Raw genomic sequence first — 22,175 nt, forward strand, 5'->3', positions numbered from 1 at the left:
TTAATTACCTCGCATTCTTTAGTATATTTCATATATTAAATATGATTTTTTTATTTTAATTCTTGTAGAACCTTTTTTAAAATATTCTCTAATAACTTATAATTATCTATTTCCTGTGCATTTAACTTATCACTTGAAACTACAGTGGTAGAATACTCTTTGTTTTCTACTGTTTTAACAATTTCATCTACTGTACGAACTCCATAGCCAACTTTACGAACATATACTAAGTTCATAGGTGAAACATTATCTGAAGTCATTCCTTGACCTGCAGAACCACTACCTAAAGTCATTGAAGGAAATAAGTTTGTGGTTGCTCCCATACTTCCTAAAGTTCCTGGAGTGTTAACAAGTACTCTTCCAACAGGTTTTTTAAGCACAAACTGACGAATAACTTCTTCATCCTTTGAATGTATAACAAGTGTATGTCCATATCGCTCCGTAAGTAACAATTCTATACACTTTTCACAAGCATGCATCCAATCATCTTCTATATAAAAAGCTAAAACAGGACACAGTTTTTCCCTCGAGTAAGGGTTATTCTTAGAAACAAACTTTTGCTGTGAAATAAGTAACTTTATATCTTCGCGAACACTAAAACCAGCACGTTTAGCTAAAAATTGTGGTGACTTACCAATCATTTCTGATTCAAAGCTTCCATCTTTGTTAAAAAGAATTGAACCCAGCTTTTCAGCTTCCTCTTCTGTCATAAAGTATCCACCGTTTTTAATAAACTCCTGTTTTACCATAGATGCAATACAACTATCAACCACAATTGATTGTTCAGCACTAGATACAACTCCATAATCAAAACTCTTGCTACAAACAATATCTTTAACAGCCTGTACTATATCAGCTGTACGTTCTATGAAAGCTGGACCATTTCCATTACCTCCATAGATCACTGGTTTACCTGAGTTATAAGCTGTATCAAGCATTTCTGGAACTCCAGTATTCATTATAAGAGAAGTATCCCTATGATTCATAAGCTCTAAGGAACCATTTTTAGTTACTGTATGCAAATATGCAAGGGCACCTTCTGGAAGTCCTGCATTTTCTGCTGCACTAATTAAAATGTCAATTGTTTTAAAAATTGTATTTTTAGCCCTTGGATGAGGTGAAAATATAATTGCATTTCCTGATTTAATTGCAATCAGTGCATTATATATGGTTGTAGATACAGGGCTAGTTAAGGGACAAAACGCTATAATAACCCCCATTGGCACTCCAACATCCTTTGTCCTACTAACTTTATCTTCATTGATAATACCTACACATCTCATACCTTTAAGTCTATTTTTTAAATATTCGCATATAAAGTTATTTTTTAGATATTTGTCTTCCCACTTTCCACATTCTGTCTCTTCATTAGATGTTTGTGCAAGTTCCTTTAAATGTTTTTCAACTTCTTCAGTCATAGACTCAACTATCTCATCAAGTTTTTCCTGTGGGAAGGTTGCTAATTTTCTTTGTGCCTCACGGGCATTTTCAACAAGAATTCTAGCTTCCTGCATGGAGAGCAAATCATTATCAATAATATTAATATTCATTTTTCTCTCTCCTTTTCTTTAGAAATTCATTTTCTTATTCTGTTACAAGATTCTCAATAGCATAACGTTGTATTATTTTTTCAAGATCTTCGTGTGGTCTTGGAATAACTACTGAACTATAGAGATTTCCACCTTCCATTGCCTCAACTGCTGCAACACCTGCGTCAACTGCTGTTTTACAAGCACCAACATCACCACGAACCAATACAGATATATAACCTGATGCAACATTTTCATATCCTACAAGCTCAACATTTGATGATTTGCACATAGCGTCTGCTGCTTCTAGAGCAAAAACCAGACCAAAAGTTTCAACTAATCCTAAAGCTTCATATCTTGCCATATGTACATCATTCCCTCCCTTTTTTATGAATCGATATCGTGTACTGAAACAATATTTCCAACTTCCCTAATAGGACGTGGCATAACATTCTTCGCTGTTAATGTACCAATAGCTGCTGCAGCCTCAGCACCTGCTTCTACAGCGGATCTTACTGCCCCAACATCACCTTTTACCATAATAGTCACAAGGGTTGAACCAATATTTTCATATGATATCAACTCAACATTAGCTGCCTTAAGCATTTTATCTGCAGCTTGAAGTGCAGGAACTAATCCTACTGTTTCTACAAGACCTAAAGCTTCGTCTCCATAGTATCTCATTTTAAAGTTCCCCTCCCTATTTTTAAAATAAATATACTTTTTCTTAACTATTAGTGTTTATTACTTGTTAGAATTTTCATACATTTTACTTACTACTGATTATATTTCTTTCCTTTTTATGAAAATCAATATGTTTTCTATAGTAGCAATCTTTAGACAATTTATTATAAAATTAATCTTCTATATATTTATTAATTGTAGCTGCTCCCTCTGCGTGTGCATGATAATAAACTCTTAACTGTTTATTTCCGTCTAAATCAAATCTTGTTTCTTCTATAAGACCATTTGCTTCTGCTGTTAATAAAGCGTTAATTACAGCCTTCTTTTTAAGTGCTTTAAAATTTCCATATTCACCTTTTAATGCTTCTATAACATCATCAGCACAAGCTTCATCTACTTTAGTAAAATACTTTAAAATCGCATAATTAAGAGGTTTCATTTATACTTCCTCCTTCTTTTTTCTAAATAAATCAAGTGGATTCATAGAAATTGTAAGAATACCAATCATCATTATTATTGCCCCAATCCAAGCAACAACTGGTAATGACCATCCATCCATTCCACCATATACACCTAATACTAGTAGACAGAATAATGGACCAAAGAAAGAATATGTACCATTACATGCAGTACCAAGTCCTGCTCCACACATGCTGTTTGCAGCGTACCATGTCATAAATGTAACAAATGATAGAAGACCACTTACAGCAAACCAAGCCATTGCTGGACCACTTGTAAATGCTTGTACAGCAAGATCAACTGAAATATTAACTCCGCCAGCCATTATTCCAAATACAGGAACTAATATAAATAAGTTTGATATACCTGATGTTACTTGACGAATACAAATACCGATTTCTGGATCAATCATTGCTGAACCATATCCAGCTACACAGCCTTCAAATCCCCAACCAAGAGCTGCAATAACAGCAATTAAAATACCAAGTAGAGTTTTTGATGAAACTTCTCCAGCAAAACCTGTACTACCAATTAAAAAGCTAGCACATACACATATTAAAATACCAAATGCCATACGTTTATTTAATTCTTGCTTATATAATACTTTACCTAATATAGCAGCAATAGCGGGACAAAGAGCTGATATTGGAACAACTATTGAACCAGCCATTTGAAGAGCTATAACATAAGCAGTACCAGCTATAGGACCTCCAATAAGCGCTGCTAATATCATAATGCGTCCTGGCTTTGTGTTGATACATCTTAAAAAGTCTCCAAATTTACCTTTAACTCCTGCATATAAAAGTGACCAAACTGCACTACATGTGTCATTTATGGCATTACCAAGTGCTGCAAGCAAATATGCTACAACAAAAGCTGATAAACCAGCGGTATTATTACCATACCAGTCACCCCAAACACCTTTAGTCATACCCATAGTTAGAAATGCCGTATATAGTCCATAGGCAAGTCCTGAAAATAAAGCTAGTGATATACCTTTTTTGAAGAAATCACTTGATAATTTCTTCTTTGCAGCAATTGCTTCTAAACTTACTGCTTTTGAATTTCCACTCATAAAATAAAACTCCCTTCTCATATGTAAAATAATTTTTTAAATTTATATTATTAAATAAAAATTTGCAATAAATATGCTTTAGATTGTTATAATTTGGACATTTCATTTTAGAGCTACTTAACACCTTTTCATTTTCCATCTTGTAGGTATTTTATTTAAGTAAATTATATTCCTTTCCCCATAGGGCAAGGTCAACATATATTTCACAAGAATATTTAAATAATTTATAATCTTATAATCATAACTACAATTCAAATTTAATAAACAACTTATTAAACATGAAAATTGGGGCATTCTCATGTTATTTAAATAACAAACATGAAAATGCCCCAGTATCAATTAATAAGATTAAATTTTCTGAAATAAATGAATATATTTTCTTTCATAATATTCATTATCCGTAATTATAGTACTTTAACCCTTTTATACTTTACCCTAAGGTTAATGTTTTAAATATTATAAAACTATCTTTTTCTACTGATATAAGCGGATATACTTTATTTATTAATATTAATTATTCATATTTTAAACATTATTAGCCTTTTTACTTTACCCTAAAGTTAATGTTTTTAATCTATAAAGCTATTTTTTTCTACTTATTTTAATTAAAACTTCTGTTACAAATTTATCAGTATTTTTAGTTGTCCAATAATCTGTTACATATCTTTCATAAGACTCTTCAGCACATATGTAGTTATGTTTTTCTGTCCATTCTTTTATTTTTTTATATGTTTCATTAATTGTTTCATGAGATCCTATATGATAACAAGCCGCTGCCATCCATCCTCCAAAATCAGTAATTGCATCCTCTTTACATTTTAAAATTGCCTCTTGCATTATCCTCATTTTATTGCATTTTCCACTAATCTTATCTTCAAAGGATGGAAAACATATAATTACAGGTCCTGTTATTGCATTATTTATATTATCTATGTATTTAGTAAATTCTATATTAATTATAGAATCCATATAATCATACTTAAAATCTTGATCTAAAAAGGTTAAAGTACGATTATCCACATATTTAATAGACACATCACAAACATTGTTCTCAATTACATTCTGTGCCTCAACTATAAGGTCATCCCAATCTTTAACGGATCTTATTTTTAAATTTATTTCCCTTTCAAGTTCTTTTAATTCATCAATTTTTTTTCTAAAGCTATTATGAAAAAAGTCATAAGTTTTTCCTTCTAAAAAGGTCTTCATTTCTTCAAGCTTAAATCCACTCTGTTTATAATATTTTATCATTGGAACAGATAATAAAGTCTTCTTGCTATAATACCTATAACCACTTTCATCGTCTACTTTATCAGGCGACAATATATCCATTTTGTCATAGTATCTCAATGCTTTTTTGGTTATTTTGCATATTTCGCCAACTTTACCTATTGAATATAGCTCATCTTCCATATTAGCCCCTCCTATTTTTATATTTTTAGTTAGAGTTTAAAATATAATTTAAATTATATTTTAAATTATATAATTTTTCAACTTTAATAAAACAAAATACGCAAAAAAACCACCCATTAATGAGTGGTATAAAATTCAATATAAACACTATATTAGATATAAGGTTTGCCTGTAGTGGATACAGGATTTTCCCCCATTGATTTAGCAATAGATAATCCTACTTCTCTAGCAGCAATCACCGATTGTCTTACTGCCTCTGAGTCTCCTGTTATAGTTATGATAACTTCATTTGAATACGAAGTTCCCTTACTTGGACTTGAATAACTAATAAGTTCAACATTTGCAGTTTTAAGTGCAGTATCTGCCATTACAGCTCCAATGCCTGCTGGTGCCCCTACAATTATTCCAAAAGCTTTTCCTATAGGAGCATTAAAACCTTTATTTAGTGCAAAACTTGCCCTTGCAGTATAATGCAATTCCACATGCCCTGTATCAAATCCATAAACCTCTCCAAAATTTCTTTCTGTATTTTTAAGAGTAATTTCTACTGCATTTCTTACATCAGATACATCTTCTGATGCAAGTATGATTAAACATCCATGTCCTGCGCCACCTTTTGTATCTCTTGGAAGCTCAACACTTACTACTTTAGCATCAGTAGCCTTTACCGCATCATCAGCAGCCATAACTTGGGAGCCCGCACCGGTTCTATTACTTATAATACCTATCGCTCGATGATTTTTATCTAATCCCATTTCATCCCTCAAAACACTACTCACATTTGGGATTACAAGACCTATTGTATCTCCGCATTTTACTGTTCCTACAAATTCAGATATTGGCGATATCATACTCATTACATCATTCTCCTTTTGATTTTAAAAAGCCACCCATTAATGAGTGGCATGAAATCCAATATTATTTTACTCTAAAATTCTATCTAAAATTTTTAATAATTCATCCCTTGTAGTTTCCCTAGGGTTTGCTGTTGTACAAATATCTTTAAGAGCTGCATCAACAATTTCTTCTCTTGATGATTTAGCTAATTCCATATCAGCACCCTGCTCTTTTAATGTCTTTGGAATCATTAATGTATTTTGAAGCTCTACAATGCTTTTAATTAGATTATTAACACCAATATGTACATTTGGTGCATGTAACTTTAATAATTTAGCAAGCCTTTGATATTTCTTAGCTGCTACTCTATATTCAACATTAAAAGCCTCTTTATTTAAATTAGCATTATATTCAACTACATGGGGAAGTATCATTGCATTACTTCTTCCATGTGGTATATGTAATTTGCCTCCCATTGCATGGGCTAAACTATGTGTAATTCCAAGTCCAGCTGCATTAAAAGCCATACCAGCAAGACATGATGCATTGTGAAGTTTTTCTCTTGCTATTACATCATTTCCATCAGCATAAGCCTGTGGTAAAAATCTAAAAGCTAAAGTAAAAGCTTTTTCTGCAAGAGCATCTGAAAAATCAGTAGCATTCTTTGAAACATAAGCTTCCATAGCATGTGTAATTACATCCATTCCTGTATCGGCAGTTATAGCCTTAGGCACGGATTTTACTAGTTCAGGATCAAGAATAGCAACTGTAGGAAGAAGAGATTTATCTGCAAGAGCATATTTTAATCCTTCTTGTTTATTTGTAATTACTGCATACTCTGTTACCTCAGAACCTGTACCACTTGTAGTAGGTATAGCATAAAATTCTTCTATGGTGGAAACTCCTCCAGTAATTTTCTTTGCATATTCCCTAATGGCCTTCGCTCCATCAATTGATGAACCTCCACCAAGAGCTATAATAACCTGTGCATTATAACTTTGTAACATTTGAATTCCAGATGCAATAATTTCTACGGATGGGTCAGGCACAATATCACTGTATATAGCTACCTCACAGTCAACAAGTTTTTGTTGCACCTTTGCAGCTACACCTGAAGTTTCCATAAACTTATCACATACAATAAGTACTCTTTTACTTTTAATTTCTTTTAGTCTATCTAAAGATCCTTCTCCAAAATAAACATTTGTGCTAATACTAAATTCTTTCATATACATTTTCTCTCCTTTGAAAAAATATAAAGATATGAATGAATTAGGTATTCTTTAGCTTAAATATGAAATTATCCTCAATTATAACAATCAAAAAATTATAACAATCTATTCTTAATGTATTATACCAATATTACGTTAAGAATACAATAATATCACAATAGGATTTTAATAACTTACTTATCGGCATACTCCTCCATCTGTTTCAAATAATTAATTTGAGTTTCTGTCTTCCCAGCATATTTAATATTATCACTAACAATATTTCCATTAATATTATTGGATTGAGAATTTATTTCAGCTTTCATTTTTTCAAATTCTTCCTGTGTAAGTTCTATGTAACTCCAACATTTTGGACAAGCAACGCAATATCGTTTTTTATATGGTATTACAGGAATAAAAAACAATGTAAACCATGTTCTTACAATACATAGATTCCAAACCTCAGTAGTATTACAATAGTTACATGAACTCTGAAAAACTGATCCAATAATCTTTTTTGTTACTTTTCCCCATCCCCAAATTATCATTTAATCACCTCATACGATTTTTTCCTTCACAATTATACCATTTAGACATATTCATTACAATATTATTAAGAAGAGATTTATTTAAGAAATATATTTACCCAAGATAAACACATCTCTAATAACTTAATATATTTACACACATAAAAAACGTAGATATACGTACTCATAAATTTGAGTACAATACATCTACGCTTTTATTTCTATATTATTATTAAATTTTAATAATAATTTCCTTTAGAATTTCTATAAATTTAAACTATGCTTCTTGAGCTTTTCTTTTAAGTCTTAAATGAGCATTTCTTTCTGGTCTTTTAATTACATATTCCTTGCACTTTTCACTGCAGAAACCTTCATGTTCCCTTTCGCATTCCTCACAACATATATAATGACTGTGACAATCATCATTGTAACAGTTTATATATCTGTCACTTGGATTTCCACAATGGTGACATTTAGAAATCACAATATCTTCTTCTGTATTATTAACTCTTACTGCGATTCTTTCATCAAATACATAACACTTACCATCGAATAGTTTCCCTTTAACTTTTGGATCTTTTCCATAGGTTACAATTCCACCATCTAACTGGTAAACATCATTAAATCCCTTATTCATAAGAACTCCTGTAAGCTTTTCACATCTTATACCACCAGTGCAGTAGGTTAAAATTTTCTTGTCCTTATGTTCACTAAGTTCCCTATCTATCCATTCTGGGAACTGCTTAAAATTCTTAACATCTGGTCTTATAGCATTTCTAAAATGTCCAATTTCATATTCATAATCATTTCTTCCATCAACTACAATAACATCATCTCTTTTAAGCATTTCATGAAAATCTTCTGGTTTAAGATGAGTTCCTGTAAGGGATAATGGATTTACATCATCATCTTCTAGAAGAGTTATTATGCTCTTTCTAGGCCTTACAAAGATCTTCTTGAATGAATGTTCATCCTCATAATCCATTTTAAATACCATATCTTTAAATCTCTCATCACTCTGAAGTATTTCCATATATTTTTCAGTTTCTTCAATGCTACCAGAAACTGTTCCATTTAACCCTTCTTTAGCAACTAAGATTCTCCCCCTTAAATTCAAACTTTTACAAAGAGCTAAGTGCTCCTTTGAAAATTCTTCTGGATCATCTATATTTACAAATTGATAATATAATAATACTCTGTATTTTTTATCCATCATATTAAACTACCTCTTTAATATTATTCTACTAAGGATTATATAATAATTTTTCTTGTTAATCAATAACAATTATTAACTGTTAATGTTTATCAACTATCTAAGGTATGTTTATTGTAAATATATACATAAATATGATGACTTATAACAAGTGAAGTAATAATTTATCTCTATTTAATAGCAACAGCCTCAAAGGTAATTATCTCTTCAGGGTTTGATGGATACTGTCCAAACTTATAACCTGAAGAAATCACAATATTTTTAAATCCTATACTTTCAAGTATTAATTTAAACTCTTCTACTCCATACCATCGTAATGGAAAATACTCTAATTCAGTTTGCAGAAGTACCCCTTCACGCCACTTTTCGTATCGCCCATGGGAAATAGTATATTGATTGATATAGTCAACCTCTACAACTTTATTTTCTAATGTAATTATATCCCCATTAGAACATTCCCAAGTCTTTGTAGAAACTGTGCCTATTGAAATATCCGTTTGCAAAAATATATCAATGATTAATCTACCACCATTAGTTAAATTCTTATAAAAGTTTTGTAATGCTTTTATTGAATTTTCTCTTTTATCTAGTAGGAGAAATGTTCCTGTTGGCACTATAATAGCATCGTATTTGGTATCTTGTGAAAAGGACTCCATCTTAGTTTCAAAGAGTTTAGGATTCAAATTTCTTTTCTTGCAATTATTCCTACATATATTTAGCATATCCTTTGAACTATCAAATCCTTCAACATTTAATCCTTTTTCTAAAAGAGGTATTAATATACGGCCAGTACCCGTGCCAGGTTCAAGAATAGGTCCCTTGCATGATTCTAATCTACTCATGTAAAATTCCACATCCCCAAAAGAATGACCTATAGGCTTATCCATATCATATACTTCTGAAGATAATCTACCATAATAACTTAACATATTTTATCACCTTTCCCCTTTGATATTTATTCGTATGATAGATTTATTATAACAACAACTTTGAAAAGGAGCTGTTCCTATTTTGCTAAATGGTGATTAACTCGGTGCATAGAAAACCGTACTTAGAAAATACTACTACAATTAATACCTTACAGAGAATCACATTGCTAGTAATTTTATATCTACTTACGCTGAATTCCCAAAAATAAAAATCTCCCAAACCTAAGCTTGAGAGAGAATAAAACATATCACTAAATATTCAATTTCTATTTATTTACTATCTTCACAATACACTCCACGTGTTTAGTCTGCGGGAACATATCTACAGGTTGTATTTCCTCTACTTTATAATCGTGTTTTGTTAAATATCTAAGATCGCGTTCCTGTGTTACTGGATTACAGGATATATAGATTACTTGTTTTGGTGCTAAACTAATTATAGAAGATAGGAATTTTTCGTCACTTCCGCTACGAGGTGGATCCATAAATACAACGTCAATATTTTGTTTATTACTCGCTAAATCAACCATAAACTTACCAGCATCATCATTGTAAAAATGAGTATTAGTTATTTTATTTCGTTTTGCATTTTTTATTGCATCTTTTACTGCATCTTTATTTAACTCAACACCTATGACATTTTTCACTTTATGGCTGACAATAAGTGAGATAGTGCCAATACCACAGTATGCATCGATAACTGTTTCATTTCCTTTTAAGTTTGCCATATCAATTGCTTTGTTATATAAAACTTCAGTTTGTATTGGGTTTATTTGATAAAAGGATTTCGGTGAAATTTGAAATACACAGCCACATAAGGTATCTTCAATATATCCTTTTCCAAATAGCACTTTTTCTGTATTCCCTAGCACAGCACTTGTTTTACGATTATTAACATTCATAACAATAGTGGTAATCTCAGGATGTCTTTTTAATAGTTCACTTACAAAATTCTTTTTCCCTGGAAATACTTGAGATGATACTACAAGTACCACCATCACTTCTTTACTTACGAATCCTGTTTTAACTAAAATATGTCTAAGAAAACCTTGCCCCGTGTCTTCATTGTACGGTTTCATTTTAAAAGTCTTCATAATTTCACGAATGGATGCAGTTATTTTATCTGCAGGCCTATCTTGTATTATACAGTGTTCTATTGGAATTACATTATGGGTATTTTCCTCATAAATTCCTGATATAATTCTCCTTTTCTTATCATATGCTAATGTGGAGTGAACTTTATTACGATAAAAATAAGGTTCTTTCATAGTCAATATTTCATTAACCTTATGATATCTTTTCATTAATTTTACAACGCTATCCCATTTGAATTTTGACTGTGCTTCATAAGACAAGTGCTGTAATTGACAACCCCCACATTGATTAAAATATTTACATTTTGGCACAACTCTGTCTTTTGATTTCTCCTCAATTCTAACAAGCTTTGCACTTATAAAATTTCTTTTTTGAGTTACTTCAACAATAGCTGTTTCTCCCTTAATTAAATAGGGTATGCGAATTTCTTGACCTCTTATTTTTACAATTCCTTTACCATCTTCATCCATAGATATACATTTTACTTTTACTTGTTCTTTGCTCATATTCTCACCTTTACTTAAGTAGTTAAATTTACTTTCTCTCTCTATAATAATTCTATACTATTTATTTTTGTCTTAATATATTATCTGTAGTTTTAGTTTGCTTTCTCTTCATTCCACAAGATTTTGGATAAACATCTTCAAATTCAAATTGACAATATAATCTGTCAGCAGGTTTATTAGCAATGAGACATACATACGCATACTCATCTGTGTTTTTATCTAAATAAGAATCAATCTCTCTCATAATCACTTTTCCTAGGCCTTTTCTTTTGTAATCAGGATCCACCATAATATCAGAAACAACATAGGTTATACCTTCATCACCAACAACTCTGCCAAAACCAATTAATTTATTATGATCCCATAATGACACAATAAACAATGAATTCTTTAAAGCAATCTCGGATTTTAATAAGTCCTTTGTTCCCATTCCAGTTTTCCTTCTCAAAGAAATATATTCTTTAGCTGATGGTGTAGTATGTGCTATTTCTATATTCATTAGAAAATCCTCCTAATATAAGTTCTGGGAATCTGGTAGCTCATCCCCTTCCCCTAATGTCATTTCATAATAATATTTTTAATTATACCACATCCATAGGTTTAACATTAATTTAAAAATTAAAACAACCCTAAAAGTTTTAACTCTTAGGGCTGTTACTTGATATTTATAATTACTTCAATTTATCTAATTTTATAATTTTTTATTTGCCTTATTTCTCTTCCATAGAATATCTAGGATATAGTGTTGTACCCCATATTGATAACTTTCTTTCTTTTACAAGTGGTAAATTTTTAGCATCTACAACAGTTCTCCACCATTCCCAAGCAAGGCCTGTACATTCTTTTGCTTTTATAGAAATGTTTCTTGCATTTCCTTTTAAATATAGTTCTGTATTAAAGTGAGCTGTTCTATCACTATTGTTTCCAGACCAAGATTTATGCTCAATTATTTCATTTCCTTGTTTGTCATAACTAACTTCATCCCAGGTTACTTCAAATTGAGCAACATAAGCTCCACTATGGTCAAGCATTATTTTGCCGCTATCGTATTCTGTTGCAGTTGTTTCTATATATTCTGTTCTATTGTTTACAGTTGCTATTTTATTGTCTTTTAAAAATGTACTTGTATATGAAATAGGATATCCAGGATTTTGTGGGCTATATACTGAATTATTTTTAATAATATTTCTTATTACATCGAAATCTTTAGTAACTACTTTATTGTGTTTTTGTGCTCCTCCACCTAGAACAGTAGCTGTAAATGAACTTTGATTTATTATGTCTTTATATTCTGCATTACTACTTATATCTTGATTCTCTACTAATGCCTTAAATGCTGCTTTAACCTTTGAACTCTTAGATGTTGTCTCTAGTTTTACATAAACAGTTCTACCATATGCAACATTGGAAACGTATGCTGGAGGATTATCATTATTTACTCCTTTTAAAGCTAAGCTCTTAGAAGTTACACTATCACCAAATAAATCTGATGGGCGATTAGGTCCATCTACACTCACTGTGTAGAAAATTTGTTTATATGATAGAATCATAGCCTTTTTTTCGCCTTTAAATATAGAATCAAAATCTATATTTAAGGATTTACTTAAAGTTTTAAAGTTACATCCAAACATTGTAGATAACTGTGATTTACTATACACCATAGTATCAGAATAATTCATCCTTGTAGGTATAGTATATTTAGATGAATATTTTGAATTCCATGTATCTAGCAAAGAATTTATTGCTGAATTAACTGAAGAGTATGTTGGAGAATTAACAACCTTTTTCCCATCCTCACCCATACCAGGTAAATCAACACTTATAGTAATAGGTTTTCTCTCGCATGAAATTAAATTAGGCTTATTTTCTATAAGATCCCTATTTGCTAGTTGTATAGCACCAGGATAAGTTCTATCATTTATTGAATCCATTATTGAGATATCTGTAGTTGAATCTGAAATATTTTTCTTTTCACGTTTTATTACAGTAAATTTTCCGGAATTCTCGGAACATTCAGCTGGAACAAAGTTTTCAACCTTTTCTCCATTATAAGATAATATTTTATATGGATCATAAGACAATCCATAAATCTTTTCGTCTATTTCATCACTATTATTCTTAATTAAATTATCTGTTTTTGTATTTGGATTTGCAAGTACTACTCGATTCCCATTAACGCTACTACCTAGGTGATAATTGTATGTTAATCCTGTTATCATAGTAATTAACATTAAGCGTGATAATGATCTTAAGCCTTTCTTTGTAATCTTCATATTATGTCGTCCTCCCTTAGTACTTAATTAGTTTATTGATACAAATTTCAAATTACACTTTTTTAAATAATAAGTTCTTTAAAGAAGTTTATTACTTTATATTATTATACAACATATTCTATTATTTAACAATATAATTTTCTGAATATTCTTATAAATACAAAATAATAAATTAATCTATTCGATTTTTTTCATATTGTGTAATTTTATTTGAATCTAATATATCTTCAGCAGAGTTTTTAATCGCTTCCATAACTAGACTTCCGTATTGTGGATCAACTTGCGTCATTTGTTGGGATTTCATACAAGCTTGTGCTAACATATTACGTGCTTCTTGCTTACTTTTAGCACGTTTTATATTATTTTTTAATTCTTCCCCCTCTTGTTTTGCCATTTCTGCTTTTCTATACATTTCAGGATCTACACGGTTTATTAATTCCATTTCTTCTTTTGTTAAACTCTCTCCTCTTGCAATCTTTTTAGCTATATTTTCAATTTTCGCCTGCTCTTCATATACCTTAGCTATATCGTGTTGATAAAGTGCTTGATCCAGTTGTTGGTTTTCTTTCCTAGCTTTATATACTTCTTCTTGTTCTTCCATACTTTTATTTTTCTTATTGTGTAAATTAAAAATATGCCAAAAATTCGTATTTCCTTGTATTCTCATTCTGCAACTCTCCTTCTTATTTAAATTTCAATACAAATATTTTATCGAATATTAAAATAAAAATTAAAGTGCTATTTATATTAAAATAAAGTGGTTTTATTAAATTTTATTCTCTATTCTTAAGTATTTCTACAAAAGAAACTTTTTTCAGGTGACGGCTCAATAAAACACTAACTACTACATAAGAAACAAATATGATGCATGTAATGAGACCATAAGAGTATGGTGACAAGTATGCACCCATTCCTACTGAAACATTTGATACCATATGAGGATAAGCTTTATCAATCATAAATTTACTTAAGGGAATGGATACAATAGTTGAAAATAGTACTGTATAAAAAGAACTACCAAGATATAATTTTCTTACTTCCCTATCATTAAACCCAAACATTTTAATAAGAGATATACTAAAGGTTGCCTTATCAATCATCATTTTAATTAACAAATACATAACGAGAATAAATATAATTACAGAAACAACTAATAACATTAAAATGGTATCCCTCATGTTGTCCATAAATAGAGACACACCTTCCACAAGTTCCTTATCAGTTACAGCTGTAAGAACTCTTTCATTATCAATATTAAGTTCACTATCTGATAATAATGTATTATAGTAGTCTTTAGGTTTTGAAAAAAGTTCTCGCATATGATTAATATCAGCAAAAAAATAAAGTCCATTACAATAGTTCACTATTTTTTTAACAGTAAAAGTATAATTTTTATCCTCCACACCATCTCTAAGTGTAATCTTATCCCCCACTTTATAATTAAATTTCAAAGCGGCAGAATCAGATATATAAATCTCATTTTTATCACATTCAACATTAAAGTCATAGTATGGATTATTTTTATCAATTCCCTGTAGTGAAACTTTCATGTCAGCATCTATTAAATCAAAATATGTCTCTAAGGATTTTGTATAACAAGCTGTCCCCCCTTTTGGTATCTCTTTTGGTGGAAATTTAAGCATATACATATATTTAAATTTTACATCATCAGTTGTATGCTTAACAAGATGAGTAATGCTACCATGCATACTAAATGCAAAGGTCATAAGCAAAATTGCTAAAAACATACCTGCAAATAAAGTAATATTGCCACGGATTTCTCTTAATTGTTCTCGAATTCTATATTTATTAATAAAACTCATATTTCCTAAATCAATATGATTAACCATATGTTGTTTTTTCTCTTTTCTAAGCAACTTAAGAGGTTCCTGAGAAAGTTTCTTCCTAAGAATTGTAATATTAACTATAATGGTTATAATGATTGGTAATAAAACTCCATATATTATTAGGTAAGTCGGATATATGCTTACCACATCTATAAAAGAAAAATAGCTAGCACTATCATTAGCCATTATTGGAATAATGGCGAAACCAATACAGGTTCCAACCACTCCACCTAAAGATACTACAACAGTAGGTAAAATTAAAAAATGACATAGTAATTCGTGTTTTAGGTATCCCATGGAATATAAAGCCCCTATGATTGAACTTTCTCTTTCAATATTGTGAATAATAAATACAGAAATTATATAAGCAAAAAGAATCATAAATATAAACCCTGCAAACATGGCTGTAGTTTTATTTATTTTTACATCATCTTCATAATTATTAATCCTTGCATTATCATCTGCCTTCAATAGATAGGTTAGATTCTCTAAGTTTTTAATACCATTTTTAAAATCTGAACTTCCATGTGCTGTTTTTTTACTACCATCGATCAATTTATTTGTTCCATCTTTAAGAGCTTTCTTGTTTTTCTCTATGTCATCAATAATCTCTTTCATGTATTTGTTTGTGATCTTAGACTTATCAAAATCCATATCCTTCAAATACTTTTTTAATTCCTCATGGGTTACTTTTCCTTTTAAGATATAACTATAAACATATTCTTCGCTAGATTTTGCCTTTCTACCATCTCTAAGAGCTTTATACTCATTTTCATTTACGAAAGAAATACTAAACTTTTCTGTATTTGAAGCCACGTCATATGCATTTTCAGAAATGAAATTATAATCGGGAACTGTACATATTCCTGTTACAATATAATTTCTTCCTCCAATTTTAATGGTATCATTAATTTTATAGCTATGCTTTCTAGCATAATGCTGCTCAAGTACGATTTCATTGCTCTTTTTAGCAAGTTCACCAGTTTTTATAACAATTTTATTTATATCTTTTCTATTCTGAAAAATTCGAAGTGTGGAATTATCCTCTAAGTCAAAATCCATATAAAATGTTTCTTCAAGATGTACCCCCTTCTTCTCTAACTCAGATTTGTTAATGGTGGATAAAGGAACAAAAACAGAGAATTCTCCATCTTCTATATTATGCTTTTCATTAGATTGTTTAACAGTATACATTGTAGAATCAACACCTGCTGCTGTGCCAACAACAAGTGACATACCTAATACCATCATAAGAAATAGTGCACTATATCTAAAGAAATTGGTCTTTAATTCTCGCTTAATTCGTTTATTAACTATCATTGTAACTCTCCCTACCATTCTAAAGCTTTTGCAGATTTTCTCTGCTGATTAATATATTCATTGACAATTTGTCCATCTTTAATCTTAATTACTTTATGCACCATATCTTTAATTGCCGTATTATGCGTAACTATAAGAATCGTTGTGCCATACTTCTTATTAATCATCTCTAAAAGCATAAGTATTTCTTTAGAAGACTTATAATCCAATGCACCTGTTGGTTCATCACACAATAATAATTTAGGATTTTTAACCAAAGCTCTAGCTATTGCACAACGTTGCTGTTGACCACCTGATAGTTGAGATGGAAACTTATTCTCATGTTCTTTCATATTTAATACTTCCAATAATTCGTTTATATCTAATGGTTCCTTAGAAAGATATTCACAAACCTGAATATTTTCCTTTACCGTAAGATTTGGAACTAAGTTATAGAACTGAAATATAAATCCTAGATATTTTCTACGATATAATGCCAATTCTTTACTTTTAAAGTTTGTAATTTCTAAACCATCTACAATTATATGACCAGCATCCACACTATCTAATCCACCTATAGCATTCAAAAAAGTGGATTTCCCTGAGCCACTAGGTCCTAAGATGGTACACATTTGACCTTTGTCAATTCCAGAACTAATTCCTTTCAAAACCTGTACATGGCTTGCCCCAGATCCATAACTTTTTTTAATATCCAATATATCTAAAAACATTTCATATACCCCCGTACTTATATTATTTTCTATCACTGATAATCAATTTCAATTATATCACTAGCAACCATAAAAGTAAATACTTAACTATAAGTATAATCATCAACATTTATACTTTAAAAATGAAAATTAATTATGAAAAAGACGCTAGATTATTTCTAACGTCCATATAAAATTATATTTTGTCTTACTTTTATAAACTATTTAATTTTGATCTTAATATATTGAATTCTTTTTTAATCAGTATAATAGTCCATAACACAATAATTGAATCGATTGCAAAAGTTCCATAATAAATACCAGAAACCCCAACTACCTTGGGCAAAATCAGCATTACTGGTATATAAAAAATTAACTGCCTTACAATTCCGATTATAGCTGCTGGTTTACCTTTATCAATAGCAGGAAAAAATGTCATAGCCATAAAAATCGTTGATAACAATGGCAATATACCCATATAAATTCGGAAATATGTTAATTCAGTACCTATAAATGTTTTATTTGGCAATATTAATCCTAAAATAAGATTCGGAGATGCCATGGACACAATCCAAAATGGTAATGTTAATATAGTAGATGTAAATATAAACACCTTAAAAGAACTAATAACACGTTCATACTGTTTTGCACCATAATTAATACCTGCTACTGGCTGAAGTGCACGCATTAATCCAAAAATCGGTGTAAGCAAAAATGTAAACACACGGTATACTGCACCATAAAAGGCCACATCTGCCGTTGTGCCATATTTAGATAATGCATTAAAAACAACAACTGCTTGTACTAAGTTCATAAAACTCATAATGAAAGAAGAAATACCTAAATTTATAATTGATTTTATAATATCTTTATCTCGATGTAATGAAAAAACCTTTGATTTAAATGAAGAATATCCTTTTCCGAAATAAATCCAACCAATAAGTGTATAAACAAACATCCCAATGTTTGTTCCCCATGCCGCCCCTTCTACTCTCATGTTAAATTTTACAATAAAAATGTAGTTAGCAATAATGTTAACAATTAAACCTAAGCCCATCATTATTGCTGCTGATTTCATTTTTCCCTCTGCCCTTACAATCATATTTCCTGCTAATCCATATATCCAAAAAAGTGAACCTAAAATTGTAATTCTAAAGTAGTTATCTCCTAAAACTAAAGCTGCTCCTTCTCCCCCCATAACTTTTACTAACTGTGTTGAAAAAATTAGTCCCAATGCCATGTAAACAACCGTTGTAATAAGAGAAATATAGTTAACATTCCCTAACAAACGTTCTTGTGTTCTCTTATCTTTACTACCTAATGCAATGCTCAATACCGAGCCAGCCCCAACTCCAATTAAAGAACCTATGCCTACGCTAATTTGGGAAAGAGGATATGCTACTGAAACTCCCGCTAAGGCAGTTTCACCTATAAACTTCCCAACAAATATAGCATCGATTACAGAATTTAAGCCATATAAAACCATAGCAATAATAGCTGGCCATGATAATTCAAACATAACTTTCCACATATTATTGGATAAAATAAATTGTTTTTGTTTTTCTTTTTCATTAATTATAGTTTCACTCAAATTAACTCCTCCTTATTTTTTATTTTATAGCTCTTAAGTATATCCAATTAAGGTTCAATCTTAAGAATTTATCCTAAATTAAGTTTAACTTTATATAAAGCTTACCTTTAATGATAATTATTATCAACTCCAAAAAGTATTATTTATGCTCCAAAAAAGAAAAAGCCATAGATAATAATTGCTATTACCTATGGTTCTATATATTAGTCTTTAATTTTCCATATCAAGAACATATTTTTCATTTATAAATTCTATTATCTCCAGTTCACTTTCAATTTCAGATTTAACTGGATAGGTTTTTTTAACTTTATCCATTTCCTTTAAAATCTTATCTGCTTTTGCTTTATCCTCTTCAATTATAAGGGCATAGGCATACATCAGTCTTTTTCTCCCTATAAAACAATTAGTTGCTTTTATGTACTTTTTTAATTTTTTAGTGTACAATTCATCAATTACTTCTTTCCTACACTCACCTATAATTTCATAAAATAAAAGCTCACATTTGATTTCATTTTTTAATAAGCCTATTAACTTAGGTGCATCATTTAATAAATTCTCAAAGCATTCTTTTGCCTTATCAAACTCTTTCCTATCATGATAATAGCTACCTTCAAAACATTTTATAACACCAATCATTGGATTATTTAAATTAGCCCCCTGGGGGATTTCAAAGTATTTAAAGGGGATATCCTTCATCCTTACTCCTTGATAAAGAAGTCCATTTACCATAAGCTGAGTATAATATGAATTTCTTACTACTTTATCTTTTTTAATAGAAATAATATTATATCCATCATTTGAAATACCACCTATTTTCATGGGTACACCATTCATAATTAAATCATATAATCCACTAATAGCAACAAAATATAAAAAAGCTCGTATTATTTCAGGCATGGGGAATAATGTATAAATAACTAAACATAAACACGATACTAGAGTATTCATAAGTATGCCACCTAAATTATAAAGAACATATGGACAATCACAGCTATTTCCATCCAGTGGCATCATAAGACATTGCCCAGCAGTCCCTGGGATATTAAACTTTTTAAGTACTATTTTCTCATCTTCCTTTATAAACGTTAGGGTACCAATTCTAAAGGATGTAAATCTATATCCAGAGTATAATCCAAAAATCAAATGTCCCAATTCATGTAAAATTATCTGTAACATAAATGCTGCTATAAAAAGGATGAAATACAGTACAAATTGAACTAAGCTATAAACGTTATACCCACTTTTATCCATTAATATAGCACTACCTAATCCTATTATCCCCCCAATAATTGAAGCAACTACAACTATGCCTATTCTTGACAATAAATCTTTAGTTTGATTTTCTTCTAATTGTTTCTTCATAATACATCCCCAATCTTATTCATATAATTATATCAATATACTATGAATATAATAACAAATTCAAGAAAATTTCTCCATACAAAAGCTATAGATATATTGTATTTTATATATACTTAAATAGCCCAATTATATATTTAAAAGCAGGCTTATATAATTTTCTTTATATAAAAAAGTACTAGATATATATACCTAGTACTTTTTATATTTTCTTATAATGTATAGTTAAATTCACTTATTAAAAATCTTATTTCAACTACCTAACTATTTTGTATCTAAAAACTTTATATAATTGACTTAATAACCTACTTATATAAATAATCACGAGTTATTGGAATTTCATTATTTAATCCTTTTGTAAGTAAAAACTGATGTACATCCACCACTCCATAATGGAAAGATGCTGCACAAGAACATAAATACATTCTCCACATTCTTATAAATCTTTCATCAAATTTTTCACGTATTTTATCTATATTATCTTCAAAATTCTTCTCCCAACACATTAGCGTTTTCATATAATGAAGCCTTAGACTTTCAATATCTACTATGTGAAAATCATAATCTGTAAACACATCTGCTACTTGCCTTATAGTAGGTATATATCCTCCAGGGAATATATATTTCTTAATCCACCTATTTCCTTCTGTTTCAAACATACCGGTTATAAAATGTAGTAGAAAAATCCCATGATCATTTAAAACTTTATCTATATTCTTAAAATACAATGGTATATTAGAACTTCCTACATGCTCTAACATTCCTACACTTACTATCCTATCAAATTTAAGTTTGGATTTTTCAAGTTCTCTATAATCCATAAGTTTAACGTCTACATATTCTTCTAAGTGTTCCCTCTTTATTCTTTCTTTAACTTCTTCGTACTGCTCTTCACTTAAGGTTATTCCTAAAGCTTTTACTTTATATAACTTAGCGGCCTCTATAATTAAATATCCCCAGCCACAGCCTATATCTAAAAGGGTTTGATTCTCTTTTAAATTCAGTTTCTTTAATATATAATGTATTTTATTCATTTCAGCATCATATAAAGTATCATCTTCATTTTTAAAATACCCACAGGAATAACTCATAGTCTTATCAAGCCACAAACTATAGAAGTCATTCCCCAAATCATAATGATAAGATATATCTTCTTTTTGTTTTTTTAGAGAAGTCCCTTTTAGTTTCATAACCTTAGAAAGTAACTTATGACTATGTAAAAAACTGTCTTTATTTTTATATATGGATTCTAATATAAACTGTAAATCTCCTTCAAAGTCTATATCTCCATCCATATAAGCTTCACCAAAAGCTAAAGAGGCATCTTCTAAAATCTTTCCCTTATTTATAGGCTTATTAAAAATAATGGTAAAAGCAACTTCTCCGTCACCTATAATTTCTTCTGTACCATCCCAAAATTTAATTTTAAAAGTCTCCGTTGAAATTCCATTAAGAAATTTCTTTATAAAAAATTTTTCTATCTCAAACATCCCCTTTCTTTTAATCTTGGATATAAATAAAATTATTTTTTAACTTTCTATAATAAAAAATCTTTATTTTAAATTATTGCCAAGTTTTTATATTTTATCCTACATAGATTAAGAGGGAAATTTGAAGT

Annotated in this window: 19 protein-coding genes and 1 pseudogene; all 20 read right to left on the minus strand. The window is 29.9% G+C overall.

The features are described from left to right. Positions 1–50 precede the first annotated feature (50 nt). The 20 genes and pseudogenes from FGL08_RS08830 to FGL08_RS08925 all read right to left on the minus strand — a co-directional run bounded on the left by FGL08_RS08830 (position 51) and on the right by FGL08_RS08925 (position 22,038). The gene (locus FGL08_RS08830) at positions 51–1,544 is read right to left on the minus strand and encodes an aldehyde dehydrogenase family protein (RefSeq protein ID WP_138211311.1); all 1,494 of its coding nucleotides are present in this window, start codon (positions 1,542–1,544) and stop codon (positions 51–53) included. A 40-nt stretch (positions 1,545–1,584) separates the two neighbouring features. Next, the gene (locus tag FGL08_RS08835; RefSeq protein WP_138210439.1) at positions 1,585–1,893 is read right to left on the minus strand and encodes a BMC domain-containing protein; all 309 of its coding nucleotides are present in this window, start codon (positions 1,891–1,893) and stop codon (positions 1,585–1,587) included. Positions 1,894–1,916: 23 nt separating this feature from the next. Next, positions 1,917–2,213 (minus strand): BMC domain-containing protein, encoded by a 297-nt coding sequence (locus FGL08_RS08840; protein ID WP_138210440.1) that lies wholly within the window; start codon positions 2,211–2,213, stop codon positions 1,917–1,919. Positions 2,214–2,385: 172 nt separating this feature from the next. Next, positions 2,386–2,652, minus strand: a complete 267-nt coding sequence (locus FGL08_RS08845; RefSeq protein WP_138210441.1) for a hypothetical protein — start codon at positions 2,650–2,652, stop codon at positions 2,386–2,388. Continuing rightward, the gene (locus FGL08_RS08850; protein ID WP_138210442.1) at positions 2,653–3,747 is read right to left on the minus strand and encodes a DMT family transporter; all 1,095 of its coding nucleotides are present in this window, start codon (positions 3,745–3,747) and stop codon (positions 2,653–2,655) included. Between the two features lie 582 nt (positions 3,748–4,329). Continuing rightward, positions 4,330–5,160 (minus strand): MerR family transcriptional regulator, encoded by an 831-nt coding sequence (locus FGL08_RS08855; protein ID WP_138210443.1) that lies wholly within the window; start codon positions 5,158–5,160, stop codon positions 4,330–4,332. 152 nt (positions 5,161–5,312) lie between these two features. Further along, positions 5,313–6,020 (minus strand): annotated as a pseudogene (gene pduB / locus FGL08_RS08860) (propanediol utilization microcompartment protein PduB); the annotation flags it as partial. Between the two features lie 63 nt (positions 6,021–6,083). Beyond that, on the minus strand, positions 6,084–7,226 hold the full coding sequence (locus tag FGL08_RS08865; RefSeq protein ID WP_138210445.1) for a 1-propanol dehydrogenase PduQ: 1,143 nt from the start codon (positions 7,224–7,226) through the stop codon (positions 6,084–6,086). A gap of 176 nt (positions 7,227–7,402) precedes the next feature. Next, positions 7,403–7,756 (minus strand): zinc-ribbon domain-containing protein, encoded by a 354-nt coding sequence (locus FGL08_RS08870; RefSeq protein ID WP_138210446.1) that lies wholly within the window; start codon positions 7,754–7,756, stop codon positions 7,403–7,405. Between the two features lie 256 nt (positions 7,757–8,012). Beyond that, entirely contained in the window at positions 8,013–8,951 is a 939-nt protein-coding gene (gene trhO / locus FGL08_RS08875; RefSeq protein WP_138210447.1) for an oxygen-dependent tRNA uridine(34) hydroxylase TrhO, read from the minus strand. Positions 8,952–9,118: 167 nt separating this feature from the next. Further along, the gene (locus FGL08_RS08880; protein ID WP_138210448.1) at positions 9,119–9,877 is read right to left on the minus strand and encodes a class I SAM-dependent methyltransferase; all 759 of its coding nucleotides are present in this window, start codon (positions 9,875–9,877) and stop codon (positions 9,119–9,121) included. Positions 9,878–10,143: 266 nt separating this feature from the next. After that, positions 10,144–11,478: a 23S rRNA (uracil(1939)-C(5))-methyltransferase RlmD gene (gene rlmD / locus FGL08_RS08885; RefSeq protein ID WP_243117970.1), complete on the minus strand. Its 1,335-nt coding sequence runs from the start codon at positions 11,476–11,478 to the stop codon at positions 10,144–10,146. Between the two features lie 61 nt (positions 11,479–11,539). Further along, positions 11,540–11,977, minus strand: coding sequence for a GNAT family N-acetyltransferase (locus FGL08_RS08890; protein WP_171012029.1), 438 nt, complete (start codon positions 11,975–11,977; stop codon positions 11,540–11,542). A gap of 211 nt (positions 11,978–12,188) precedes the next feature. Then, positions 12,189–13,751: a thiol-activated cytolysin family protein gene (locus FGL08_RS08895; RefSeq protein ID WP_138210449.1), complete on the minus strand. Its 1,563-nt coding sequence runs from the start codon at positions 13,749–13,751 to the stop codon at positions 12,189–12,191. 172 nt (positions 13,752–13,923) lie between these two features. Then, complete coding sequence (locus FGL08_RS08900; protein WP_138210450.1) at positions 13,924–14,418, minus strand: hypothetical protein; 495 nt, start codon at positions 14,416–14,418, stop codon at positions 13,924–13,926. Positions 14,419–14,524: 106 nt separating this feature from the next. Further along, positions 14,525–16,918, minus strand: a complete 2,394-nt coding sequence (locus FGL08_RS08905; protein WP_171012030.1) for an ABC transporter permease — start codon at positions 16,916–16,918, stop codon at positions 14,525–14,527. Between the two features lie 11 nt (positions 16,919–16,929). After that, complete coding sequence (locus tag FGL08_RS08910; RefSeq protein ID WP_138210452.1) at positions 16,930–17,628, minus strand: ABC transporter ATP-binding protein; 699 nt, start codon at positions 17,626–17,628, stop codon at positions 16,930–16,932. A 193-nt stretch (positions 17,629–17,821) separates the two neighbouring features. Then, a complete protein-coding gene (locus FGL08_RS08915; RefSeq protein WP_138210453.1) occupies positions 17,822–19,198 on the minus strand; it encodes an MATE family efflux transporter in 1,377 nt (458 codons plus the stop codon). Between the two features lie 210 nt (positions 19,199–19,408). Continuing rightward, positions 19,409–20,560 (minus strand): M50 family metallopeptidase, encoded by a 1,152-nt coding sequence (locus FGL08_RS08920; protein WP_138210454.1) that lies wholly within the window; start codon positions 20,558–20,560, stop codon positions 19,409–19,411. 302 nt (positions 20,561–20,862) lie between these two features. Beyond that, positions 20,863–22,038, minus strand: a complete 1,176-nt coding sequence (locus FGL08_RS08925) for a class I SAM-dependent methyltransferase (protein WP_279232969.1) — start codon at positions 22,036–22,038, stop codon at positions 20,863–20,865. Between the last annotated feature and the right edge of the window lie 137 nt (positions 22,039–22,175).

This window comes from Hathewaya histolytica, assembly GCF_901482605.1.
Taxonomy (GTDB): Bacteria; Bacillota; Clostridia; order Clostridiales; family Clostridiaceae; genus Hathewaya; species Hathewaya histolytica.